18 protein-coding genes and 4 tRNA genes are annotated in these 23,506 nt (G+C 60.8%); 17 read left to right on the forward strand and 5 right to left on the reverse strand.

The annotated features are described in order from the left end of the window. Nucleotides 1–41 precede the first annotated feature (41 nt). Both ACLH0H_RS18550 and ACLH0H_RS18555 read left to right on the forward strand, forming a co-directional pair. Nucleotides 42–1,106 carry a M4 family metallopeptidase gene (locus ACLH0H_RS18550; protein WP_411379121.1) on the forward strand — a complete coding sequence of 355 codons (1,065 nt, stop codon included), beginning with the start codon at nt 42–44 and terminating at the stop codon, nt 1,104–1,106. 14 nt (nt 1,107–1,120) lie between these two features. Next, entirely contained in the window at nt 1,121–1,426 is a 306-nt protein-coding gene (locus ACLH0H_RS18555; protein WP_076953501.1) for a protealysin inhibitor emfourin, read from the forward strand. Between the two features lie 89 nt (nt 1,427–1,515). On the opposite strand, the gene ACLH0H_RS18560 is transcribed toward ACLH0H_RS18555, so the two are convergent. Next, nucleotides 1,516–2,907, reverse strand: coding sequence for an aldehyde dehydrogenase family protein (locus tag ACLH0H_RS18560; protein ID WP_411379122.1), 1,392 nt, complete (start codon nt 2,905–2,907; stop codon nt 1,516–1,518). 187 nt (nt 2,908–3,094) lie between these two features. Between ACLH0H_RS18560 and ptrR the strand changes: the two genes are divergently transcribed. Further along, nucleotides 3,095–3,988 (forward strand): putrescine utilization regulator PtrR, encoded by an 894-nt coding sequence (ptrR, locus tag ACLH0H_RS18565; protein WP_411379123.1) that lies wholly within the window; start codon nt 3,095–3,097, stop codon nt 3,986–3,988. Nucleotides 3,989–4,080: 92 nt separating this feature from the next. On the opposite strand, the gene ACLH0H_RS18570 is transcribed toward ptrR, so the two are convergent. Together ACLH0H_RS18570 and ACLH0H_RS18575 are read right to left on the reverse strand one after the other, a co-directional pair. Continuing rightward, a complete protein-coding gene (locus tag ACLH0H_RS18570; RefSeq protein ID WP_017847720.1) occupies nt 4,081–4,290 on the reverse strand; it encodes a hypothetical protein in 210 nt (69 codons plus the stop codon). A 99-nt stretch (nt 4,291–4,389) separates the two neighbouring features. Further along, nucleotides 4,390–5,586: an amino acid aminotransferase gene (locus ACLH0H_RS18575; protein WP_411379124.1), complete on the reverse strand. Its 1,197-nt coding sequence runs from the start codon at nt 5,584–5,586 to the stop codon at nt 4,390–4,392. Nucleotides 5,587–5,930: 344 nt separating this feature from the next. Between ACLH0H_RS18575 and uvrB the strand changes: the two genes are divergently transcribed. From uvrB to ACLH0H_RS18640, 13 genes are all read left to right on the forward strand, one after another. Continuing rightward, complete coding sequence (uvrB, locus tag ACLH0H_RS18580; RefSeq protein WP_186692042.1) at nt 5,931–7,946, forward strand: excinuclease ABC subunit UvrB; 2,016 nt, start codon at nt 5,931–5,933, stop codon at nt 7,944–7,946. Between the two features lie 199 nt (nt 7,947–8,145). Beyond that, nucleotides 8,146–9,627: a glutamate--tRNA ligase gene (gene gltX, locus ACLH0H_RS18585; protein WP_076953510.1), complete on the forward strand. Its 1,482-nt coding sequence runs from the start codon at nt 8,146–8,148 to the stop codon at nt 9,625–9,627. Nucleotides 9,628–9,774: 147 nt separating this feature from the next. Beyond that, nucleotides 9,775–9,850: transfer RNA gene (locus ACLH0H_RS18590), tRNA-Ala, on the forward strand. Between the two features lie 78 nt (nt 9,851–9,928). Continuing rightward, nucleotides 9,929–10,004 (forward strand) — tRNA-Glu (locus tag ACLH0H_RS18595). 50 nt (nt 10,005–10,054) lie between these two features. Then, nucleotides 10,055–10,130, forward strand: a tRNA-Ala gene (locus ACLH0H_RS18600). A 78-nt stretch (nt 10,131–10,208) separates the two neighbouring features. After that, nucleotides 10,209–10,284, forward strand: a tRNA-Glu gene (locus ACLH0H_RS18605). 184 nt (nt 10,285–10,468) lie between these two features. Continuing rightward, entirely contained in the window at nt 10,469–11,008 is a 540-nt protein-coding gene (locus ACLH0H_RS18610; protein WP_411379125.1) for a TetR/AcrR family transcriptional regulator, read from the forward strand. Between the two features lie 14 nt (nt 11,009–11,022). Continuing rightward, a complete protein-coding gene (locus ACLH0H_RS18615) occupies nt 11,023–11,856 on the forward strand; it encodes an alpha/beta hydrolase (protein WP_411379126.1) in 834 nt (277 codons plus the stop codon). A gap of 40 nt (nt 11,857–11,896) precedes the next feature. Beyond that, nucleotides 11,897–12,331 (forward strand): acyl-CoA thioesterase, encoded by a 435-nt coding sequence (locus ACLH0H_RS18620; RefSeq protein WP_411379127.1) that lies wholly within the window; start codon nt 11,897–11,899, stop codon nt 12,329–12,331. A gap of 55 nt (nt 12,332–12,386) precedes the next feature. Then, nucleotides 12,387–13,364 carry a tRNA dihydrouridine synthase gene (locus ACLH0H_RS18625; protein WP_411379128.1) on the forward strand — a complete coding sequence of 326 codons (978 nt, stop codon included), beginning with the start codon at nt 12,387–12,389 and terminating at the stop codon, nt 13,362–13,364. Nucleotides 13,365–13,916: 552 nt separating this feature from the next. Next, nucleotides 13,917–15,041, forward strand: coding sequence for a hypothetical protein (locus ACLH0H_RS18630; protein WP_411379129.1), 1,125 nt, complete (start codon nt 13,917–13,919; stop codon nt 15,039–15,041). Between the two features lie 260 nt (nt 15,042–15,301). Then, on the forward strand, nt 15,302–16,069 hold the full coding sequence (locus ACLH0H_RS18635) for a hypothetical protein (RefSeq protein ID WP_411382435.1): 768 nt from the start codon (nt 15,302–15,304) through the stop codon (nt 16,067–16,069). A 61-nt stretch (nt 16,070–16,130) separates the two neighbouring features. Then, the gene (locus ACLH0H_RS18640; protein WP_411379130.1) at nt 16,131–18,062 is read left to right on the forward strand and encodes a hypothetical protein; all 1,932 of its coding nucleotides are present in this window, start codon (nt 16,131–16,133) and stop codon (nt 18,060–18,062) included. Here ACLH0H_RS18640 and ACLH0H_RS18645 read toward each other — a convergent pair. Then, nucleotides 18,049–20,979: an EAL domain-containing protein gene (locus tag ACLH0H_RS18645; RefSeq protein WP_411379131.1), complete on the reverse strand. Its 2,931-nt coding sequence runs from the start codon at nt 20,977–20,979 to the stop codon at nt 18,049–18,051. The two genes, ACLH0H_RS18640 and ACLH0H_RS18645, sit on opposite strands and share 14 nt — an antisense overlap. Nucleotides 20,980–21,045: 66 nt before the next feature. Next, nucleotides 21,046–21,936, reverse strand: coding sequence for a LysR family transcriptional regulator (locus tag ACLH0H_RS18650; RefSeq protein ID WP_411379132.1), 891 nt, complete (start codon nt 21,934–21,936; stop codon nt 21,046–21,048). 147 nt (nt 21,937–22,083) lie between these two features. Between ACLH0H_RS18650 and leuC the strand changes: the two genes are divergently transcribed. Further along, nucleotides 22,084–23,502 carry a 3-isopropylmalate dehydratase large subunit gene (gene leuC, locus ACLH0H_RS18655; protein WP_411379133.1) on the forward strand — a complete coding sequence of 473 codons (1,419 nt, stop codon included), beginning with the start codon at nt 22,084–22,086 and terminating at the stop codon, nt 23,500–23,502. Nucleotides 23,503–23,506 lie beyond the last annotated feature (4 nt).

Here is a 23,506-nt window from a genome sequence, read left to right on the forward strand (position 1 = left end):
CGATTACTTGGACGTTGTCACATGCCAAAGGGAGCAAGCCCATGTGTGTTCGCCAGCCTCACCGTCATCCGATTTTCTGCCTGATCCCGCCGTACATGCTCGACCAGATCGCGCGCAACGGCGATAAAACCCAACGCGACGTCGCGTTACGTACCCGCGCCAAGGACAGCACGTTCCGCTCTTTGCGCATGGTCGCGGTACCGGCCAAAGGGCCCGCGCATATGGCGCTGGCGATGGGCGCCGGCAAGCGTCGCTCGATCTACAGTGCCGAGGGCACCGACAGCCTGCCGGGCACGCTGGTTCGTGGCGAAGGGCAGCCCGCCAGCGGTGACGCAGCGGTGGACGAAGCCTATGATGGGCTGGGCGCCACCTTTGATTTTTTCGAACAGGTCTTCGACCGCAACTCCATCGACGATGCCGGCATGGCGTTGGACGCCACGGTTCATTTTGGCCAGAACTATAACAACGCGTTCTGGAATTCCAGCCAGATGGTGTTCGGCGATGGGGACGAGCAACTGTTCAACCGCTTCACCATCGCCCTCGACGTGATCGGCCATGAATTGGCCCATGGCGTCACCGAGGATGAGGCCAAGCTGATGTATTTCAATCAGTCCGGGGCGCTGAACGAGTCGCTGTCGGATGTGTTCGGTTCACTGATCAAGCAGTATGCGTTGCAGCAATCGGCGCAGGACGCCGACTGGTTGATCGGCAAGGGCCTGTTCACCAAAAAGATCAAGGGCACTGCCCTGCGTTCGATGAAAGCCCCCGGCACCGCGTTTGACGACAAGCTGCTGGGCAAGGACCCTCAGCCTGGGCACATGGATGATTTTGTGCAGACCTACGAGGACAATGGCGGGGTGCACATCAATTCGGGCATTCCCAACCATGCGTTCTACCAGGTGGCGACGAAACTGGGCGGGTTCGCTTGGGAGCGCGCCGGGCGTATCTGGTACGACGCCTTGCGCGACGCGCGGCTGCGCCCGAACTCAGGGTTCCTGCGCTTTGCGCGCATCACCTACGATATTGCCGGTCGACTCTACGGCGTAGGCAAGGAAGAGCAGAAGGCGGTCAAGGACGGTTGGCAAGCGGTCGGCATTACAGTCTGACGTGAGGAACAACCATGCAAATTTCGCTCAAGGAAAACGGCGGGCCTGGGTTTTTCCCAGGCTTGGCCAAGCCACGGACCCTGAAGCTCGATGCGCTACCGGAACCCGACCAGCAGGAGTTGCGGCAACTGATCGAGGCGTCGGATTTCTTTCAGTTACCGCAAAGTAAGGCGCCCGCTCCCGGTAATCCAGGCCAGGTGCATTACACCTTGACCGTGACGGAAGGCGAGCGGGCGCATACCGTTTGCGTGCTGGCGCCGGTGAAGTCCCAGGCGCTGGATGGGCTGGTCCAGTGTGTCCGGCGGCATATTCGCTGCTGAGTCTTGTGGCGAGCGGGCTTGTTGTGGCGAGCCCGCTCGCCACAGAGGCCCCCACAATTGATCTCCGGTGTTTTCAGTTCTTTTTTGGCTTACTTGCGATCCACCCACACGGTCTGCGCATTGCAGAATTCGCGTACACCGAAGTGCGACAGCTCGCGCCCGAAACCGCTCTTTTTCACACCACCAAACGCCACTCGCGGGTCGGAAACGCTGAAGGCGTTGACGAAGATCCCGCCGGTTTCCAGCTGATCGGCAATGTCGCGTGCCTTGGCCGGATCGGTGGTGAAGATGCTTGCCGTGAGGCCGAACTCGCTGTCGTTCGCCAGGGCTACGGCGTGGTCAGCGTCGCGGGCGGTGATAATCGACGCCACGGGACCGAACAGCTCCTGTTTGAACGAGGTCATCTGGTCGGTGACGTTGGCCAGCACCGTAGGCTCGTAGTAGTTGCCGGCGCCGGGCACTTTGTTGCCACCCAGCAGCAGCGTCGCGCCTTCTTCCAGCGTAGCCTGGACCTGGCCGTGCAGTTCGTCGCGCAGGTCGAAGCGCGCCATCGGGCCGATGTAGGTGGCGGCTGAAGTCGGGTCGCCCATCACCAGGGCACGGCTGGCTTCAAGGAATCTGGCGGTAAAGGCTTCCACTACACCCGCTTCGATGATCAGGCGCTTGGCGGCTGCGCAGACCTGGCCACTGTTCTGGAAACGGCCGATCAATGCCGCTTGCACGGCGGCGTCGAGGTCGGCGTCGTTGAGCACGATGAATGGATCGGAGCCGCCCAGTTCCAACACACATTTTTTCAGCGCGGCGCCGGCCTGGGAACCGATGGCCATGCCGGCACGGACGCTGCCGGTCAGGGTGACGGCGGCGATGCGCGGGTCGGCAATGGCCTTGGACACGCCGTCGTTGGCCACGTTGATCACTTCGAACAGGCCTTCGGCGAAGCCGGCTTTGCGGAACGCCTGCTGGATCAGGTAAGCGCTGCCCATCACGTTCGGCGCATGCTTGAGCACGTAGGTGTTACCGGCCAGCAGGGTCGGCACGGCGCCGCGCAGCACTTGCCACACCGGGAAATTCCATGGCATTACGGCGAGGATCGGGCCCAGCGGGCGGTATTCGATGCGGGCGCTGCCGTTGTCCACCAGGGTCGGCTCCGGCGCGAGCATGGCCGGGCCGTGGGCGGCGTACCACTCGCTCAGTTGCGCGCATTTTTCGATTTCGGCACGGGCCTGGGCGATGGGCTTGCCCATTTCCAGGGTGATGGTCTGAGCCATTTCTTCGGCCTGCTCACGCAAGGCACTGGCCAGGCTCAGCAGCAACTCGGCGCGCTGACTGACCGGCTGGCGGCGCCAGGCGCGGAATGCGTGGGTGGAACGGTCAAGGGCGGCGTCCAGTTGCGACGCGCTTTCGTAGGCGTAGCTGGCAACCGTTTCGCCATTGGCGGGGTTGATCGACAAGGCGTGGGTCTGATGAGAAATAGCGTTCATGGCACCGTCCGGCTGAATGATTGAGATGGGCCCAGCGTACGGGGCTGTATCTTTTCTGGAAACTGAATAATATTGAATGACACGTTCTCAAATTGAGAATTGTGCGCAGGCTTTGGGACGCAGAGCGTCCCTGGCGGCATTACCATGCAGAGCGTGGGAACGATCACATTCACGATTGGAGAATGACTTGGATTTGGTGCAGCTGGAAATCTTCAAGGCCGTTGCCGAGCAAGGCAGCATCAGCGCCGCCGCGCAGTTGATTCATCGCGTGCCGTCGAACCTGACCACGCGCATCAAGCAACTGGAACAGGACCTGGGCGTGGAGTTGTTCATCCGCGAGAAAAGCCGCCTGCGCCTGTCACCGGCGGGCTGGAATTTCCTCGGCTATGCGCGGCGCATCCTCGACCTGGTGCAGGAAGCCCGGGCGACGGTGGCGGGGGAGGAGCCCCAGGGCGCGTTCGCCCTCGGTTCGCTGGAAAGCACGGCGGCCGTGCGCATTCCAGCCTTGCTGGCGGCGTACAACCAGAAACACACCAAGGTCGAGCTGGACCTGAGTACCGGGCCTTCTGGCACGATGATCGAAGGTGTGCTGTCTGGGCGCCTCACCGCGGCCTTTGTCGATGGCCCGGTGCTGCACTCGACGCTGGAAGGCTTGGCCGTTTTCGAGGAGGAAATGGTGGTGGTCGCGCCGCTGCACCACGCGCCGATCACGCGTGGGCAGGACGTGAATGGCGAGAATATCTATACGTTTCGCTCGAACTGCTCGTACCGGCACCACTTTGAACGCTGGTTTTCACAGGATGGCGCGGCGCCTGGCAGGATTTTCGAGATTGAGTCATACCACGGCATGCTCGCCTGTGTCAGCGCCGGGGCGGGGTTGGCCTTGATGCCGCGCAGCATGCTGGAAAACATGCCGGGCTTTGCGGCGGTGAGTGCGTGGCCGTTGGCCGACAGTTACCGCGTGTTGAACACTTGGCTGATCTGGCGCCGGGGCACGGTGTCGCAGAGTTTGAACAGCTTCGTGAAACTCCTGGAGGAACGCGGACTTTGTAGGAGCGAGCTTGCTCGCGAAGATCATTAACGATAATGCGGGCATTCTGGCGAAACGCAGTGCTCTTGCATTCTTCGCGAGCAAGAACTAGGCGTCCCCCTCGCTCCTACAGTTTTTGCGATTCAGCCGCCGAATTGCAGGGTGCCCATGGCTAACTTGGCCATGATCGCCGTCGCGCCCAATTGCACCAGCCACAGTGCCAACCCACCCAGAAACACCCCCAGCGCCACTTGCAGCACCAGGCTTTTCTGGCGCTTGGCTTGCGGCGCGCGTGGGGTGAAGTGGTCCAGTTCGTCGCGGTCGGCACGCAGGTCCAGGTCGTCGTTTCTCATAGGGCTCTCACAGCAAAGGGGCGGTCGAGGTTCAGTCTAGGGGCTGGACACGAAAAAGGGGAAGCCATCGGCTTCCCCTCCTTGTGCCACCGCTACCGTTTACAGCACCTGAACGATTGCCTGTGTGACCGCGTTGATGTTCGACTGGTTCAATGCCGCCACGCAGATACGCCCGGTATCCAAGGCATAGACGCCGAATTCGCTGCGCAAGCGGGTGACTTGCTCAACGGTCAGGCCAGAGTAGGAGAACATCCCGCGCTGGCGGCCGACAAAGCTGAAGTCGTGGCCCGGCGCAGCCTTGGCCAGTTCGGCGACCATCTGCTCGCGCATGCCACGGATGCGCAGGCGCATCTCAGCCAGCTCGGCTTCCCACTGGGCACGCAGCTCAGGGCTATTGAGCACCGCCGCGACGATGGCCGCGCCGTGGGTCGGCGGGTTGGAGTAGTTGGTGCGGATCACACGCTTGATCTGGGAAAGGATGCGCGCGCTTTCTTCCTTGGAGTCGCCGACGATGGACAGTGCGCCGACGCGTTCGCCGTACAGCGAGAACGACTTGGAGAACGAGCTGGACACAAAGAAGGTCAGGCCGGACTCTGCGAACAGGCGCACCGCAGCCGCATCTTCGTGAATACCGTCGCCAAAGCCCTGGTAGGCCATGTCGAGGAACGGCACCAGGTTCTTGGCCTTGACCACATCCAGCACGTTCTGCCAGTCGGCCGGGCTCAGGTCGACGCCGGTCGGGTTGTGGCAGCATGCGTGCAACACCACGATGGACTGTGGCGGCAGGGCGTTGAGGTCCTCGAGCAGGCCGGCACGGTTTACGTCGTGGGTGGCGGCATCGTAGTAGCGGTAGTTCTGCACTGGGAAACCGGCGGTTTCAAACAGAGCGCGGTGGTTCTCCCAGCTCGGGTCGCTGATGGCGACGACGGCGTCTGGCAGCAGTTGCTTGAGGAAGTCGGCGCCCAGCTTCAGCGCGCCGGTGCCGCCAACGGCTTGCACGGTGACGACGCGGCCGGCTTCGAGCAGGGGCGATTGCGCGCCGAACAGCAGGGTTTGCACAGCCTTGTCGTAGGCCGCGATGCCGTCGATCGGCAAGTAGCCCCGGGCGGCGTGTTGCGCCACGCGAATGGCTTCCGCTTCGGCAACGGCACGCAAGAGTGGAATCTTCCCCTCCTCGTTGCAATAAACGCCCACGCCAAGGTTGACCTTGGTGGTTCGTGTGTCGGCGTTGAATGCTTCGTTGAGGCCCAGGATTGGATCGCGTGGTGCCATTTCGACAGCGGAGAACAGGCTCATTTTTGCGGCAGCTCTATGGGGGAAGGGAGGGACGTGTCGCGCTCCAGCCGAATGCACTAGAGCGGTGCACAAACGGGGAGCTAGTATAGAGGCCATCACGGACGAGGGCGACAGCCTAAACGGCTTTTCGGCCAAGTTTTTCGGTTTATTTGCCGACCGTTAGTCTTATTGCAATAGAGATCGCACAGGGCGCGTAGGACGATTACCTTGAAACCCGACACATCCGCCACCACTTCTATGGCTATCATGGTTTTTTCCTACTGCCCGCTTTGAATTTTCGCGGGCGGTGGTCTATTTCGTCCTCGACGGGTTTACAGTCCGGGGGTGATTACACGAGGTACGTTATGTCGGATTTCCAACTCGTCACCCGCTTTGAACCCGCTGGCGATCAGCCGGAAGCCATTCGCCAGATGGTCGAGGGCATCGAGGCCGGCCTGGCCCACCAGACGCTGCTCGGGGTGACCGGTTCGGGCAAGACCTTCAGCATCGCCAACGTGATCGCGCAGATCAACCGTCCCACCCTGGTGCTGGCGCCGAACAAGACCCTGGCCGCGCAGCTGTATGGCGAGTTCAAGGCGTTCTTCCCGAACAACGCGGTGGAATACTTCGTTTCCTACTACGACTACTACCAGCCCGAAGCCTACGTGCCGTCCTCCGATACCTTTATCGAGAAGGATGCGTCGATCAACGACCACATCGAGCAGATGCGGCTGTCGGCGACCAAGGCGTTGCTGGAGCGCAAAGACGCGATCATCGTCACCACGGTGTCGTGCATCTACGGCCTGGGCAGCCCGGAAACCTATCTGAAGATGGTGCTGCACGTCGACCGCGGCGACAAACTCGACCAGCGCGAGCTGCTGCGCCGCCTGACCAGCCTGCAGTACACGCGCAACGACATGGACTTTGCCCGCGCCACGTTCCGCGTGCGTGGCGATGTGATCGACATTTACCCGGCCGAATCCGACCTGGAAGCGATCCGCATCGAGCTGTTCGACGATGAAGTCGAGAGCCTGTCGGCCTTCGACCCGTTGACCGGCGAGGTGATCCGCAAGCTGCCGCGCTTCACCTTTTATCCGAAAAGCCACTACGTAACCCCACGCGAAACCCTGATGGGCGCCATCGAGGGCATCAAGGCCGAATTGGCCGAGCGCCTGGAGTACCTGCGCGCCAACAACAAGCTGGTCGAAGCCCAGCGCCTGGAGCAGCGCACGCGCTTCGACCTGGAGATGATCCTGGAGCTGGGCTACTGCAACGGCATCGAAAACTACTCGCGCTATCTCTCGGGCCGCGAATCCGGCGCGCCGCCGCCGACCCTTTATGACTACTTGCCGCCCGACGCGCTGCTGGTGATCGACGAGTCCCACGTCAGCGTGCCGCAGGTCGGCGCCATGTATAAGGGCGACCGTTCGCGTAAAGAGACGCTGGTGGAGTACGGCTTCCGCCTGCCGTCGGCGCTGGATAACCGGCCGATGCGCTTCGATGAGTGGGAAGCCATCAGCCCGCAGACCATCTTCGTGTCGGCGACGCCCGGCAACTACGAGGCTGAACATGCCGGCCGGGTGATCGAGCAACTGGTGCGCCCGACGGGCCTGGTGGATCCGGAAATCGAAATCCGTCCGGCGCTGACCCAGGTCGACGACCTGCTCTCGGAGATCGGCAAGCGTGTGGCCCTCGGGGAGCGGGTATTGGTTACCACGCTGACCAAGCGCATGTCCGAAGACTTGACCGACTACCTGGCCGACCACGGCGTGCGTGTGCGTTACCTGCACTCGGACATCGACACCGTGGAGCGCGTGGAAATCATCCGCGACCTGCGCCTGGGGACCTTTGACGTGCTGGTGGGGATCAACCTGCTGCGTGAAGGCCTGGACATGCCGGAAGTGTCGCTGGTGGCGATCCTCGATGCGGACAAGGAGGGCTTCCTGCGTTCGGAGCGCTCGCTGATCCAGACCATCGGGCGTGCGGCACGTAACCTCAACGGCCGCGCGATTCTCTATGCGGACCGCATCACCGGCTCCATGGAGCGCGCGATTGGCGAGACCCAGCGCCGTCGCGACAAGCAGATCGCGTTCAACCTGGAGAACGGCATCATCCCCAAGGGCGTGTTCAAGGACGTCGCCGATATCATGGAAGGCGCCACCGTGCCCGGTTCGCGCAGCAAGAAGCGCAAGGGCATGGCCAAGGCCGCCGAGGAAAGCGCCAAATACGAGAACGAACTGCGCTCGCCGAGTGAGATCACCAAGCGGATTCGGCAACTGGAAGAGAAGATGTACCAGTTGGCGCGGGACCTGGAGTTTGAGGCGGCGGCGCAGACGCGTGATGAGATCGGCAAGTTGCGCGAGCGCCTTCTGGCGGTCTGATTGCGGTGACCTTGCTGGCCCCTTCGCGAGCAAGCCCGCTCCCACATTCGATCGCATTCCAACTGAATGAACGCGATCAAGTGTGGGAGCGGGCTTGCTCGCGAATGCAGGCGCCTCGGTCTCCCGGAACCACCCAAGCTGGTGTTACCATCCGCCCCTTGTTTAAATTTTCAGTTATATCGCCCATTCGAGACCTGCCATGACCACCGTCCGCACGCGCATCGCGCCATCGCCTACTGGGGATCCCCACGTCGGCACTGCTTACATCGCCTTGTTCAACTACTGCTTTGCCAAGCAGCACGGCGGTGAATTCATCCTGCGGATCGAAGACACCGACCAACTGCGCTCCACCCGCGAGTCGGAACAGCAGATTTTCGATGCCCTGCGCTGGCTGGGCATTACCTGGGCGGAAGGCCCGGACGTCGGCGGCCCCCACGGCCCGTATCGCCAGAGCGAGCGCAGCGACATCTATAAGCAGTACACCCAGCAATTGGTCGATATGGGCCACGCCTTCCCGTGCTTCTGCACCGCCGAAGAGCTGGACCAGATGCGCGCCGAGCAGATGGCCCGTGGCGAGACCCCGCGCTACGACGGCCGCGCGCTGCTGCTCTCGAAAGAAGAAGTGGCGCGGCGCCTGGCCGCCGGCGAGCCCCACGTGATCCGCATGAAAGTGCCGAGCGAAGGCGTGTGCGTGGTGCCGGACATGCTGCGCGGCGACGTCGAGATCCCGTGGGACCGCATGGACATGCAGGTGCTGATGAAGACCGACGGCCTGCCGACGTACTTCCTGGCCAACGTGGTGGATGACCACCTGATGGGCATCACCCACGTATTGCGTGGCGAAGAGTGGCTGCCATCGGCGCCGAAACTGATCCTGCTCTATGAGTACTTCGGCTGGGAACAGCCGCAGCTGTGCTACATGCCGCTGCTGCGTAACCCGGACAAGAGCAAGCTGTCCAAGCGCAAGAACCCGACCTCGGTGACCTTCTACGAGCGCATGGGCTTCATGCCGGAAGCCATGCTCAATTACTTGGGCCGCATGGGCTGGTCGATGCCGGACGAGCGCGAGAAGTTCTCGCTGCAGGAAATGGTCGATAACTTCGACCTGTCTCGCGTGTCCCTGGGCGGGCCGATCTTCGATATCGAGAAGCTGTCGTGGCTCAACGGCCAGTGGCTGCGTGACCTGCCGGTGCAAGAGTTCGCCAGCCGCGTGCAGCAATGGGCGTTGAACCCTGAGTACATGATGAAGATCGCGCCGCTGGTGCAGGGCAGGGTGGAGACCTTCAGCCAGGTCGCACCGCTGGCCAGCTTCTTCTTTGCCGGTGGCGTGAACCCGGATGCCAAGCTGTTCGAATCCAAGAAGCTTTCCGGCGATCAGGTTCGCCAGTTGATGCAGTTGATCCTCTGGAAATTGGAAAGCCTGCGCCAGTGGGAGAAGGAGGCGATCACCGCGACGATCCAAGCGGTGGTGGAATCCCTGGAATTGAAGCTGCGCGACGCCATGCCGCTGATGTTTGCCGCGATCACTGGGCAGGCCAGTTCGGTGTCGGTACTTGATGCGATGGAAATTCTCGGCCCGGACCTGACGCGTTTCCGTCTGCGCCAAGCCCTTGATTTGCTGGGTGGCGTGTCGAAGAAAGAAAACAAGGAATGGGAAAAGCTGTTGGGCGCTATCGCTTAAGCAGGCCGTCGTAACGGTGAAACCCCGGTTTTCCGGGGTTTCACCGGTAAGTGATTGTTATCCCGGCAAAAAATTTTGGAAATTGTTGAAAATAAATTTGACACACTTCCAAACCGCCATTAAGATTCGCCCCGTCCTCACCGATGAGGGGCTATAGCTCAGCTGGGAGAGCGCTTGCATGGCATGCAAGAGGTCAACGGTTCGATCCCGTTTAGCTCCACCAATCTACAGGTTCAAGGCCTGGCCACACCGGCCTTGAACCGATCAGTTCTCAGCGCTGATCAGTTGTACAGAAGGTTTTGTCCCCTTCGTCTAGTGGCCTAGGACACCGCCCTTTCACGGCGGTAACAGGGGTTCGAGTCCCCTAGGGGACGCCAGTTTCAACAAGCAGCTCGAAAGGTCTGCTGCGTCGCGAGACGAAAAATCCGGGGCTATAGCTCAGCTGGGAGAGCGCTTGCATGGCATGCAAGAGGTCAACGGTTCGATCCCGTTTAGCTCCACCAATTTACAGGTTCAAGGCCTGGCCACACCATCCTTGAACAGATCAGGCATCGCTTGATCAGGTTGTACAGAAGGTTTGTGTCCCCTTCGTCTAGTGGCCTAGGACACCGCCCTTTCACGGCGGTAACAGGGGTTCGAGTCCCCTAGGGGACGCCACGATTACCCGCTCTGCGGGATTTTTAAGGGTCATTCAATTATTGAATGGCCCTTTTGTTTGTCCGGCGTTTGGCCAATTTCTTCTTTTCCCTCTGCACGTTCTCTTCTGACCAATGGTCGTGCCTGTCGCTTGCCAAATATTATTATGGTAATAATATTCAACCCATGAGAAACGGAGGCTTTGATGAGCGATAAAAAAGCGCAAACCCGCGAACGTATCCTGCAGGCCGCCAGCGCCGCGCTGATCCAGCGTGGCCCGGCCGAACCGAGCGTGGGTGAAGTCATGGGCGCGGCGGGGCTGACCGTCGGTGGCTTCTACGCGCACTTTGAAAGCAAGGACGCGCTGATGCTGGAGGCGTTCACCCAATTGCTGGCCAAGCGTCGTGCGTCGATTGATGACTTGGACTCGCAGCTGACCGGTGAAGAGCGCAGAAGTCTGGTGGCGGCGTTCTACCTGTCGCGCAAGCACCGTGACTCCACGGCCCAGGCCTGCCCGATCCCGGCGACCGTCGGCGAGATGAGCCGTTTACCGGATGCATTTCGCCAGGCGCTGAACGAGCACTGCGAACTGATGGCCGCGCAACTTGCCGTCAGCCCTGAAGACACTGACAAAGCCCTGGCTGACATGGCGCTGATGATCGGTGGCCTGGCGTTGGCCCGCGCATTGGGGCCGGGGGAGTTGTCTGATCGCGTGCTGCGCGCCGCCAAGTCCGCCGTGCGCTAGAAGAGGGCTGCATAATGGGCACGCTGACCTGGACTCGTCGCATCAACGGCACACTGGGGCATCTGGCCCCGCAAACCGTGGCCAACAAAATGCGTCGTGTCTTCATGACGCCGCGCACGTTGCCGCCGCGTGACTGGGAACTGCCGCTGCTGGCGCAATCGGAGCGCATCACCCTGCGTTTCGGCTTGTCGGCCTTGCGTTGGGGGCAGGGGCCCACCGTGCTGTTGATGCACGGTTGGGAAGGCCGGCCCACGCAGTTCGCCAGCCTGATCAGCGCGTTGGTCGACAAGGGGTATTCGGTGATTGCCCTGGACGGCCCCGCCCATGGTCGTTCGCCGGGGCGCGAGGCGCATGTATTGCTGTTCGCTCGCGCCATGCTGGAGGCCGCCGCCGAGTTGCCGCCGCTGCGCGCTGTGATCGGCCACTCCATGGGCGGCGCCAGCGCGATGTTGGCGGTGCAGTTGGGCTTGCGCACTGAGGCGTTGGTGAGTATCGCCGCGCCGTCGCGCTTTCTGGATGCGCTGCGCGGCTTTACCACAATGGTCGGTTTGCCGGCGCGGGCGCGTTCAGCCTTTATCCGGGAAGTCGAGATGACCTTCGCAATGCCGCTCAAACATTTGGATGTGGCTCACTATCAGATGAATATCCCCGGCCTGATCGTGCACGCCGAAGACGACACCTTCGTCCCGGTCAAAGCCTCTCAAGCCATTCACGAAGCCTGGTTCGACAGCCGCCTGCTGCGCCTGGAGCAGGGCGGCCATCAGAAAGTACTGGCCGACCCACGGGTGATCGACGCGACGCTTTCGCTGCTGGCCAGCTGTGGTTTACAGACGCTGCAAACGGCCTGATACACTCTCCCCGCCGACATCAATCGACGGGGAGCAAGGCATGGGCTGGGATTTGGCAACGCCGTTTATCATCGATCTGCAGGTTGCGCCTGAAGACATCGACGGCTTGGGGCACGCCAACAACGCGGTGTATGTGTCCTGGCTGGAGCGCTGCGCCTGGCGCCACTCCCAGCGCCTGGGACTGGACCTTACCGAGTATCGCCGCCTGGACCGTGCCATGGCGGTGGTGCGCCACGAGATCGACTACCTGGCCGCCGGCTACGAAGGTGATGAACTGCAACTGGCCACCTGGATCGTCGACTGGGACCAGCGCCTGAAAATGACCCGACGCTTCCAGCTGTCGCGCCCGCGTGACGGGGTCACCTTGCTGCGCGCGAACACCACCTTTGTCTGTATCGAACTGTCCAGCGGCAAGCCCAAGCGCATGCCGCCGGAGTTTCTCGACGGTTATGGCCCCGTCCTGACAGGGGGTTAACGGTTGTTGTGGGAAACCCAGTAAACTGCGCCACGATTTTTGTTGAGTGTTTCCCATGCAAATTGCTTTGGCGCCCATGGAGGGGTTGGTCGACAACATCCTGCGGGACGTGCTGACCCGCGTGGGGGGTATTGACTGGTGCGTGACCGAGTTCATCCGCGTCAACGATCGCCTGCTCACCCCCGCCTATTTCCACAAGCTCGCCCCGGAACTGCTGCACGGCGCCCATACCGCCGCCGGCGTGCCGCTGCGTGTGCAATTGCTGGGTTCCGACCCGGTCTGCCTGGCGGAAAACGCCGCCCTGGCCTGCGAGCTGGGTTCGCGAGTGATCGACCTGAACTTCGGCTGCCCGGCCAAGACCGTCAACAAGTCCCGCGGCGGTGCGGTGCTGCTCAAGGAACCGGAGCTGCTCAACCAGATCGTCGAACACGTGCGTCGCGCGGTGCCTGCCCATATTCCGGTGACCGCCAAGATGCGCCTGGGTTTCGACAGCCCGGACGGCGCCCTGGTCTGCGCCACCGCCCTGGCCGAGGGCGGCGCGGCGCATATCGTGGTGCATGCGCGCACCAAGACCGACGGCTACAAACCGCCGGCCCACTGGGAGTGGATCCCGCGGGTTCAGGACGTGGTCAAGGTGCCGGTGTTCGCCAATGGCGATATCTGGAGTGTCGAAGACTGGAAGCGCTGCCGCGAGATCAGCGGTGCCGAGGACATCATGCTCGGCCGTGGCCTGGTAGCGCGACCGGACCTGGCACGGCAGATTGCCGCGGCGCGGGCGGGCGAGGAGGTGGTCGAAATGACTTGGGCGCAGATGCAGCCGATGCTCCAGGATTTCTGGACCCAGTCGGTGGCGCAACTGACCGAGCGTCAAGCGCCGGGGCGCTTGAAGCAATGGCTGGCGATGCTGACCCGCAATTATCCTGAGGCGGTGCAGCTGTTTACGCTGATGCGCAGGGAGACTGACCTGGAGCAGGTCGCACGCTTGCTGGGCATGCCCGGTCAGCATGAGCGGTCGATGGCATTGCAAGATTAGGTTTACATATATAAGTATTTCGTTGTTACTGTAACGGGCGCCGAAAGGCGCCTTTTTTTCGTCTGAAAGATTACGCTAGGGTGTAACTGCACGCTGTTCAAGGCGGTCTCCAGCGCTTGGATGAGAGCTGTGTTATTGCCGAATATATGCAAATAAACATGAACGCTGGACTGTACTGCTACGAGTCTTTAATGCAATGCAGCGCCTGAACGTTACTAGGTTAGCTGCGCGCGCGTCGATTAGCATAAGTTGTAAGGCCTCAAGGCGCTGGTTATTTTCCTTAAGTTACTTTTACTCCGGGGTATTGCCTTAAGTGTCTGGTTTAAGGGTGGGCGGGGCCTGTGTGCTCTAGGTTTTTCAGTGCGAGCATAAGCAAAAGGCTTTTCGGGGCAATTGGTTTCCTTATATAAGTCGCGATTCTGCGGAACGCATCAGCGTTATGGGCCACGAATCTTGCGAGTTTGTAGAGCTCACCGTTGTTTCACACTCTTAATCAATCAGTGCCTTTCTCCTGCGAGTGCGGAAGTTGGGCGCAGTCCAAGGAATAAAGATATGTCTAATGTGTCGACCAAACAGTTTGTGCCGATGAATACAGAGCACGCCCCGCTGACCCATTCGCCAGCGCAGGTGAATAAGCCGCTCGACGTGTCTTCCTCGACAGGCAGTGTCCGTAAATTTCTGAATGACAGCAGCCCGGCGCAAAAAGAAAACAATGTGACCGTGAATAAGGAAGCCCTGGAAAAGCTGTTTGTCATATTCGAGTTTGCGCTCAAGGTGATGCGTAGCATGCTCGCCGGCATGGGCGTGCTGCCCAAGTTGCCTGATGAACTGCAGGCTCAACCCCACGTGACGTCTGGTCCTGATTCCAGGATCGTCGCGGATGCAGGGGCTAAACCTGGGACCGCGCCGCAAATGGATGCTGGCACGCAGGTGAAGTCTGGTCCTGATCCCAAGGGCGTCGCGGATGCAGGGGTTAAACCCGAGACCGCGCCGCAAATGGATGCTGGCACGCAGGTGAAGTCTGGTCCTGATCCCAAGGGCGTCGCGGATGCAGGGGTTAAACCTGGGACCGCGCCGCAAATGGATGCTGGCACGCAGGTGAAGTCTGGTCCGGCAGTGAAAGTAGTGCCGCATGGGCCTACCCAAGTGACCCTTGCATCTGATGGCAAGCACGTTACCAAACCGGCTACAGCTTCAACCACTGATTCGGCACAGAACAATAAGTTGTCTTCCGAAATAAATGTGACGGTACAGGTCCAGGGATGTCACTGCCCACATACCGGCGAAAAAGTTGCACTACAGCCCGGGCTCAACCCAAGGAGCGATGCGCAAGCCTTGTCACCCGCATTGATCGCGCCAAAGGCCGATAGCCAGCCAGCGTCACCGGCCGTGGTGGCCCCGGCGGTCGATAAACAAGCTTTGCCGGTCTCTACGGTCATGCCGAAGCTCGATACCTCGTCGTCCATATCGCCTCAGGTCACCCCATTGACCGTTGAAAAGCCGGAACCCAGGCCGCCCGTAAGCCCTGATGCACCTACCCCAGCCACGGTTGATCCGAAGCCTGATACCCGACCCACTCCGGATTTTACAGCTCCCGCACCAGATGGCTTGGATGACGATGCCCGCATCCACTCCCGAAACCGATCCGCCAGGCCAAGCCTTCGCTCACGCTTCTAAACCTGTCTTGATGAGTTGAACATAAATGTCCGCTCCCTGATCCCTTGGGTCAGGGAGCACTTAATGAGATTTGAAGGATGTCATCGATAAACCACAGCCATGTTGCGCGGCCAACCATTGAGCTTCATCGGGAACCTGACTACCCAACTGGGACATCGTCGGACTCGGAATACCGGGACAACTTGCGTCGCTCGCCACTTGCACCCCATACCCAGACCAGGCCCGATAGTGTCGGTAACAGCCTGGAGCCGTTTGCCTTGATGGGCATGCTGAGCGGCCTGTTCAAGCACTTCTTCAACCGATTGCAGACCCTCCTGGGTGCAGACGTGCGCCCACCTGAGTCGAAGCGCGACGGTTTACCTGTACCTGCGCCGCGTGTGCAGCCCGCTCCTGACACAGCCGTCATCGATAAGCAGAGCGAGCCTATTCCCGAGCTTTCCAACAAGCGTAACGGTGCAAAGCCCGATCACATCTGGAATGGCTTTCGTCAAGGAAAGGATGGTAATTGCGTAACGATCTCTGCCATCAAAGCCGCGATGGCGAAGTTTGGCCAGAGCCCGACGGATATCTACACGTCTGTCAAGAAAGTTTCAGAGGGTTATGAAGTTGTTATGCGTGACGGATTTAAGTTGACGTTGACAATGTCGGAGCTGGATCGCGCCATCAGGAGTTCCAACTTTGTTGCACTCAATGATAATGAAATGCTTAAGGATGCGCACTTCCTGTTTGCGTGTTCCGTCAAGCGTGCGCAAATAGAGAATAATGACGGATGGGCAAGCAGAAGTTTCGAGGCTGCCATAAGAACACTCAATGATGGTGAGGATGAGAGCGGCTCAGGGGAGGGCTTCAAGCGTTTAGGGTTAAAGAGTTACATGGAGAACGTGTCGGTGGGAGACTTTGCTGACAGGTCTTTGATTGGTATGGTCAACCCGCGCGGGCACTCCGTTGCCGTAGTGGACGGCAGTGAGGAAATCTATGGGAAAAGAGGCGGCCGGCCGAAACACGGGCAAGCGGTTGCGTTGCTCTAGCATCGTTCGCTTCGAACGTTCCTGACGAACTTGTCCGACCCTTCCAGCACGGGTTAATGATATGAGTACATTTGCAATTGAATCTTCCACTCGTTTAATGCCCATGGCACCGCAGTCATCAAGTCATTCAAAAAAAAACGCCTCTTTCATCAACGCCTTCGAAGCCCCCGAACGTGGTTTTGGCGAGCATTTCAATGCGAGCTCGCACAGCGCAGTCATCAAACTCATGATGCTGACGTTTGGCGTGCGCCCTGGCGAAATGTTCAATAAAGTACGGGACAGCGCAGACGGCTATGACGTGACCATGAGAGATGGTTACCGGCTGCATGTTTCCAGGCAGGAGTTGCAACAAGCGGCCGCTGCTTCACGTTTTACCGGGACTGACAGTGATGCACTGAACAGTGCCAATTTCGCGTTGGCGGTGTTCGCTAAGCGCAAACAGTTGCGCAGCGGCAACGCCGATGATCTGCCGGGTTTCGAGTCGGCCTTGACCCGGTCGTTGCAGGGTGAAACCACCTTTAACATGCTCATGGGCATGGGGCTGTCCGGCCATCTCCAGTACGTACCCACTGCGACGGTTGTCGGCACTGGCGCAACGGGCGTGGCAGACAGTTATGATTTTGGCTCTGCGCTGATTCATGCCGGCCAGGCGCATCTTTTCGGCAGGCAGGGTCCGCCGGATCGTAGCTATACATACACGTTGGTGAAGGATGGCGCGCCGCAGCCTCGCATCCAGCCGGCCCCCGTCACGCCTGTCATCGTGCCCAAGGTTGAACCGACCGCGACACAGATACGCCCAGAGGCTGCCGAGGTTTTGCCGGGTTTCACGGCGGCATCGCGACATTTCGGTGAGGTATTCGACCTGAGCAGTCATGCCGCAGTCATCAAGATGATGATGCTCAGGTTTGGCCAGTCGCCCTCCGATATGTTTGAACGTGTCCAGGCGACCGACGAGGGACACAGCGTCACCATGAAAGATGGTTTTGAAGTGACAGTCTCGAAGCAGGAGCTGCAGCGCACTACCGAAGCCTCGCGATTTACCGGTTCCGACACGCGAATGGTCAACGACGCCAATTTCATGCTGGCGGCCTTTGCCAAGCGCAAGGCGGCAGAGGGCAATGTCCCGTTTGACGCGGCGTTATCGAGCACGTTGTGCGGAGAGTCTACTTATAACGCCTTGAAGGGGATGGGGCTGGTCGGTTTTCTACGGGTTGCGCCGCCTGACAAGCTAGGCGCGCCAGGCAGCGTCGGCGTCACCTCTACCTTTAACTACTCAAGCGCGTTGGTGGTGGATGGCGTCAAGCATGGCAACGGCGAGCAGGCGCCCATCGTCAAGGACTACGGCTTTCAGCTTGCCGCGCGCATTCCGGTCGAATCGGACGCCAAGCCCGCGCAGTTCCCGTCGGCACCCATCGGCGTCAAACCGGCCGATATCTGGGGCGGCTTCTATCAGGGCGTGGAAGGTAACTGTGTCACGGTATCGGCGATCAAGGCCGCAATGATGAAGTATGGGCAAAACCCCTTGGGCATCTTCAAGCACGTCACTGAAACGGCGGACGGCTACACCGTCACCATGCGTGACGGTTGTGCGGTTCGGCTGACCCATGATGAGCTGAAAGCGGCGCGCACGGCTGCCAACTTCCATGGCACGGATAAAGGCCTGATTGACGACGCCGTGTTCCTGTACGCCGCGAGCGCCAAGCGTGCCCAGTTGGAAAATCACGAGTTTCGCGCCGGTGCCGGTTTTGATGTGGCCCTGCAAACGCTCAACGACGGTGAGGTTGCCGGCGACGCCTTGCGCCGCCTTGGCCTATACGCCTTCGCTCGCGAGAGCAGTGTGCAGGAACTGGCCTCGGGCGTATCCGGCACCCTGGCGAATTTCAACCATTCGGTGGTGGTTGTCGAGGGTGCCTTCGATGACTATGGCGCCAAGCGCGACTTGAACGGCTCGCACTGGATGCATCAGCGCGGCCGCGCGCTCAAATTGGTGTAGGGCCTGCCCTCGCGCCAATCAAACGCTCCCGAAATCCGATCAGGGGCAACGGTCGGCTGTGCAGATACCCTTGGTACAAATGGCAACCCAGGCCCTGCAGGAATGCCAGTTGCTCCAGGGTTTCCACACCTTCGGCAATCACCTCCAGGTTCAGACTGCGGGCCATGGCCACGATGGCACGGATGATTTCTGCGTCGTTGGGGTCGTGGGTGGCGTCACGCACGAAAGATTGGTCAATCTTCAGTGCATCCACCGGCAGGCGCTTGAGGTAGGTGAGCGATGAATAGCCGGTGCCGAAGTCATCCATCGCAAAGCTGACGCCGAGCTTTTTCAGGCGGCGCATCTTGCTGATGGTGTCGTCCAGATTCTGGATCACGATGCCTTCGGTAATCTCCAGTTTCAGCAGGCTGAACGGCAGTTGGTGTTGCTTGAGGCTGCGTTCCACCCGCTCCACGAAGTCGTTCTGGCGAAACTGCCGGGGACTGATGTTCACACACAGGCTGAAATTCAACGGGTCGACCAAGCCTTCCGCGACCAACAGTTCAAAGGCGGCGCAGGCTTCATCGAGGATCCAGGTGCCGACTTCAAGGATCAGGCCGCTGTCTTCAAGCACCTTGATAAATTCGGATGGCGATTGCGCGCCCAATTGCGGATGCTGCCAGCGCACCAGGGCCTCGGCGCCGACTATCTTGTCGCCGCGCGCATCCACTTGCGGCTGGAAGTGCACGCTGAACTCGCCACGCGAGAGGGCCAGGCGCAGGTCGGTCTCCATGCGCAGGCGTTCGCTGGCGGTTTTCTGCATGCTGTTGCCGAACATCTGCGTGGTATTGCGCCCTGAATCCTTGGCACGGTAAAGCGCGATGTCGGCGCGCTTGAGCAAGTCGGCCGGCGTGGAGCCGTGGTCGGGAATCAGCGCCACACCGATACTCGGCGTGACTTGCAGGCGGTGACCATCGAGGAACATCGGCTCCGAGAGCAGCTCGCGCAGGGTATCGGCCAATCCCTGCACCTGGCGGCTCACCTCCATGCGCGAGCCCTCCAGGCCGCTGAGCAGTACCACGAATTCATCGCCGCCCAGGCGTGCCACGGTGTCTTCCATGCGCACGCTGGCTTCCAGGCGTGCGGTGACGATCTTCAGCACCGTGTCGCCCACTGGGTGACCGAGGGAATCGTTGATGTGCTTGAAGTGGTCAAGATCAAGGAACAGCAGCGCGCCGCGCAGGTTGTGGCGCTTGAGCAGGGCGATCTGCTGGCTCAGGCGGTCCATCAGCAAGGCACGGTTGGGCAGGTTGGTCAGCGGGTCGTGGTAGGCCAGGTGGCGGATCTGTGCCTGGGCATTTTTCAGCAGGCTCACGTCCCGCGCGGTCAGCAGCAGGCACGGGGTTTCATTGAGGGTGATGGGCTCCACCGAAACTTCCACCGCCAGCAACTCGCCGCGCTTGTTATGCCAGAGCATTTCCAGGTGGTTGATACGGCCTTTGATCTGCAATTGGGCCAACAATGCGGCGCGTTGGTTTTCATCGGCCCAGATGCCGATCTGGTAAAAGGTCAGGCCAATGGCTTCCTCGGCGCGGTAGCCGGTCAGGCGGCAAAAGCCGTCGTTGACCTCCACATAACGGCCGGTGTCGCGCTCGGTAATGGAAATCGCGTCGGGGCTGGAATGGAAGGCCTTGGCGAATTTCTCTTCGCTGGCCTTCAGGGCAGCTTCCGAGCGTTGTTGCTGGGTGATGTCCCGCAGCGTGGTGACAATGCACGGCTGGTCGCCAACCTTGATCAGGCGGCTGGAGATCACGCAGGTAAGGCTCTGGCCGTCCTTATGGTGCACCACAAGCGCCACATTGCTCAGCGCCTGCTCGCGGATCACCCGCTCGATCCGCTGCAGGCGCTTGCTTGACTCGTCCCACAGGCCGATCTGCTCGGCGCTTTTGCCGATCACCTCGGCGGCTGTCCAGCCAAAGGTCTGGGTAAAGGCGGGGTTGATCTCGATAAACGCGCCGTTGTCCAGGCAGGTCACACAGATCGGGTCGGGGCTGGCCTGGAACAGGCTGGCGAATTTCTCTTCGGAGGCGATCAGGCGCTGTTCGCGCTCCACCTGGTCGGTGATGTCCAGCAAGGTGCCGGCCATGCGCAGCGGTGCGCCGCGTTCATCGCGGTACAGGCGCGCACGGCTTTCGAGGTAGCGCGAACTGCCGTCTTCCATGGGCACGCGATAAGTCAGCTGGTAGCTGCCGGCCGGGCCTTCGCGCAGGGTGCGATAGGCGTTGCGCATGTTCTCGCGCTCTTCGTCGGGCATGCCTTCGAAAAACGCTTCGAAGGATTCATGGAACGGTTCCGGCGGTAGGCCGTGCAATTGGGCGGCGCGTGCCGAGCCATAGAGCATGCCGGTGGGGATGTGCCAGTCCCAGGTGCCCAGTTGCGCCGAATCCAGGGCCAGGTCGAGGCGCTCCTGACTGTCCTTGAGCGCCTGCTCGGCGTGCTTGCGCTGGGTGATTTCGCGGATCACGCCAATCATTCGGCGCCGGCCGGACTTGTCGGGCGCCAAGCTGCCGCTGATCTCCAGCCAGTGCTGGGTGCCATCGGGCCAGGCAATGCGATGGTGCATGGCGTGCTCCGTCGGCTCGCCCGCCAGCACCGCGTGAAACGCCCGCACCACTCTGGCGCGGTCCCCCGGCGCCAGCAGGTCGAGGTAGTCCAGGTCCTTGGGCAACGGCTGGCGCGGGTCGAAGCCGAACAGCGCCTGGGTGCCCCGCGACCAGCTGATCCGGCCGGTGTCGATTTCCCAGCACCATGCGCCCAGCCGCGCAGCATTGAGCGCGGCCAGCAATTGCGGGGCACTTTCCCAGCTTTGTTCCGCCTCTTGGGGGTCCAGGGCGTAGATACGTGGCAGGGGCGGTACGGAATCGACGGGGTTGGGCATTATCACAGGGCCTTGGCTCGATGGGCGTTCGGCGCGGCTTTAATCAAGCCTTGAGGCCGCACGGTGTCATGCCGGTATCCGTGGCAGATCGACCTGTGCATCCAATAGGCTCATGAAAGCCCGCGCAGCGTTCGACAGCGTCCTTTCGGTGTGCACGATATAGCCTAGCTGGCGACTGAGCTGTATGCCCGGCAAAGCGATACTCGCCACCTGATCATCGAGCATGGTGCGCGGCAATACGCTCCAGGCCAGGCCGATGGACACCATCATCTTGATGGTTTCCAGGTAGTTGGTGCTCATTGCAATGTTCGGGGTGAGGCCCTGTGCCTCGAACAGCCGACGGACGATATGGTGGGTAAAGGTGTTGCCGCCGGGGAAAACCGCCGGGTGCCCGGCAATATCGGCCAAGCTGATATTGTCATTGCTGATCAGGCTGTGCTCCGGCGCCACCACGAAATCCAACGGGTCGTCCCACACCGGGGTGGCGCGCACAAGATTGTGAGGATCCGGCGCGAGGGTGATGACCGCCACTTCGGCACGGCCATGGAGGATTTCTTCGTAGGCCACTTCTGAATCGAGAAACTGGATATCCAGCGCCACGTTCGGATATTGCCGGGTAAAGGTACGCAGCACCGGCGGCAGGCGGTGCAGGCCGATGTGATGGCTGGTGGCCAGGGTGAGACGCCCGCCGACTTCACCGGTGAGATTGGTGAGGGCCCGGCGTGTATCGTCCAGCACGTTGAGGATCTGATAAGCCCGCGGCAGCAGGGCGCGTCCAGCTTCGGTCAAGCCGACTTCACGACCCAGGCGGTCGAACAATCGCACCTTCAATTGTTGTTCCAGACCGGCAATGCGCTTGCTGATGGCGGGCTGGGTCAAGTGCAGGCGCTCGCCGGCACCAGAGAAGCTGCCGGTCTCGGCGATGGCGATAAAAGCATTGAGGTTGGCCAGATCCATTGTTGTATTCCAGTTGGTAATCCAAAGCATAAAAAATATGAATTTGAGTTATTTAATGTAGCGCCATACCATCAGCCTCACAAGCCAAAGGGTTATTGAGTGTTTCAAGGCCCGGGGCATAGAAAGACCTGTGATGAGGACCAACTGATGGCCGGCAAAACGCTTTACGACAAGCTTTGGGATTCCCATGAAGTGAAACGGCGCGACGATGGCTCGTCGCTGATCTATATCGACCGTCACATCATCCATGAAGTGACCTCGCCCCAAGCGTTCGAAGGCCTGCGGCTGGCCGGGCGCAAGCCTTGGCGCGTCGACTCGATCATCGCCACCCCGGACCACAACGTGCCGACCACCCCGGAGCGCAAGGGCGGCATCGACGCCATCGCCGACACCGTGTCGCGTCTGCAGGTGCAAACCCTTGACGACTATTGCGACGAGTACGGCATCACTGAATTCAAGATGAATGACGTGCGCCAGGGCATCGTCCATGTGATCGGCCCGGAGCAGGGCGCCACCTTGCCGGGCATGACCGTGGTCTGCGGCGACTCCCACACGTCTACCCATGGTGCGTTCGGCGCCCTGGCCCACGGCATCGGCACTTCCGAGGTGGAGCATGTGTTCGCCACCCAGTGTCTGGTGGCCAAGAAAATGAAGAACATGCTGGTACGCGTTGAAGGCAAGCTGCCGTTCGGCGTGACCGCCAAGGACATCGTCCTCGCCGTGATCGGCAAGATCGGCACCGCCGGCGGTAACGGCCATGCCATCGAATTCGCCGGCAGCGCCATTCGCGACTTGTCCATCGAAGGCCGCATGACCATTTGCAACATGTCCATCGAAGCCGGCGCCCGTGTGGGCATGGTGGCGGCGGATGAAAAAACCGTCGAGTACGTTAAGGGGCGTCCTTTCGCACCTGCGGGCACCGATTGGGATGCTGCGGTAGAAGCCTGGAAAGATCTGGTCTCCGACGCCGACGCGGTGTTCGACACCGTGGTGGAACTCGACGCTGCCCAGATCAAGCCGCAAGTCAGCTGGGGCACCTCGCCGGAAATGGTGTTGGCCGTCGACCAGAACGTGCCGGACCCGGCCCAGGAAACCGACCTGGTCAAGCGCGGCTCGATCGAGCGCGCCCTGAAGTACATGGGTTTGAAAGCCAACCAGGCAATCACCGATATCCAGTTGGATCGCGTGTTCATCGGCTCCTGCACCAACTCGCGGATCGAGGACCTGCGCGCCGCGGCGGTGATCGCCAAGGGCCGCAAGGTGGCGTCGACCATCAAGCAAGCCATCGTGGTGCCGGGTTCGGGACTGGTAAAGGCGCAAGCCGAGGCGGAAGGTCTGGACAAGATCTTCCTCGAAGCCGGTTTTGAATGGCGTGAGCCGGGCTGCTCGATGTGCCTGGCGATGAACCCGGACCGTTTGGAGAGCGGCGAGCACTGCGCGTCCACCTCCAACCGTAACTTCGAAGGGCGTCAGGGCGCTGGCGGGCGTACCCACCTGGTCAGCCCGGCCATGGCTGCGGCGGCTGCCGTCAACGGTCGTTTCATCGACGTTCGCGAATTGATCTGAGGAA

The sequence above is a fragment of the Pseudomonas sp. MPB26 genome (assembly GCF_046605355.1).
In the GTDB taxonomy this organism is placed as follows: domain Bacteria; phylum Pseudomonadota; class Gammaproteobacteria; order Pseudomonadales; family Pseudomonadaceae; genus Aquipseudomonas; species Aquipseudomonas cedrina.

Coding starts and splice junctions, on each gene's coding strand:
- ACLH0H_RS18550 (WP_411379121.1), top strand. CDS start 42: ATGTGTGTTCGCCAGCCTCACCGTCATCCGATTTTCTGCCTGATCCCG.
- ACLH0H_RS18555 (WP_076953501.1), top strand. CDS start 1,121: ATGCAAATTTCGCTCAAGGAAAACGGCGGGCCTGGGTTTTTCCCAGGC.
- ACLH0H_RS18560 (WP_411379122.1), bottom strand. CDS start 2,907: ATGAACGCTATTTCTCATCAGACCCACGCCTTGTCGATCAACCCCGCC.
- ACLH0H_RS18570 (WP_017847720.1), bottom strand. CDS start 4,290: ATGAGAAACGACGACCTGGACCTGCGTGCCGACCGCGACGAACTGGAC.
- ACLH0H_RS18575 (WP_411379124.1), bottom strand. CDS start 5,586: ATGAGCCTGTTCTCCGCTGTCGAAATGGCACCACGCGATCCAATCCTG.
- uvrB (WP_186692042.1), top strand. CDS start 5,931: ATGTCGGATTTCCAACTCGTCACCCGCTTTGAACCCGCTGGCGATCAG.
- gltX (WP_076953510.1), top strand. CDS start 8,146: ATGACCACCGTCCGCACGCGCATCGCGCCATCGCCTACTGGGGATCCC.
- ACLH0H_RS18610 (WP_411379125.1), top strand. CDS start 10,469: ATGAGCGATAAAAAAGCGCAAACCCGCGAACGTATCCTGCAGGCCGCC.
- ACLH0H_RS18615 (WP_411379126.1), top strand. CDS start 11,023: ATGGGCACGCTGACCTGGACTCGTCGCATCAACGGCACACTGGGGCAT.
- ACLH0H_RS18620 (WP_411379127.1), top strand. CDS start 11,897: ATGGGCTGGGATTTGGCAACGCCGTTTATCATCGATCTGCAGGTTGCG.
- ACLH0H_RS18625 (WP_411379128.1), top strand. CDS start 12,387: ATGCAAATTGCTTTGGCGCCCATGGAGGGGTTGGTCGACAACATCCTG.
- ACLH0H_RS18630 (WP_411379129.1), top strand. CDS start 13,917: ATGTCTAATGTGTCGACCAAACAGTTTGTGCCGATGAATACAGAGCAC.
- ACLH0H_RS18635 (WP_411382435.1), top strand. CDS start 15,302: ATGGGCATGCTGAGCGGCCTGTTCAAGCACTTCTTCAACCGATTGCAG.
- ACLH0H_RS18640 (WP_411379130.1), top strand. CDS start 16,131: ATGAGTACATTTGCAATTGAATCTTCCACTCGTTTAATGCCCATGGCA.
- ACLH0H_RS18645 (WP_411379131.1), bottom strand. CDS start 20,979: ATGCCCAACCCCGTCGATTCCGTACCGCCCCTGCCACGTATCTACGCC.
- ACLH0H_RS18650 (WP_411379132.1), bottom strand. CDS start 21,936: ATGGATCTGGCCAACCTCAATGCTTTTATCGCCATCGCCGAGACCGGC.
- leuC (WP_411379133.1), top strand. CDS start 22,084: ATGGCCGGCAAAACGCTTTACGACAAGCTTTGGGATTCCCATGAAGTG.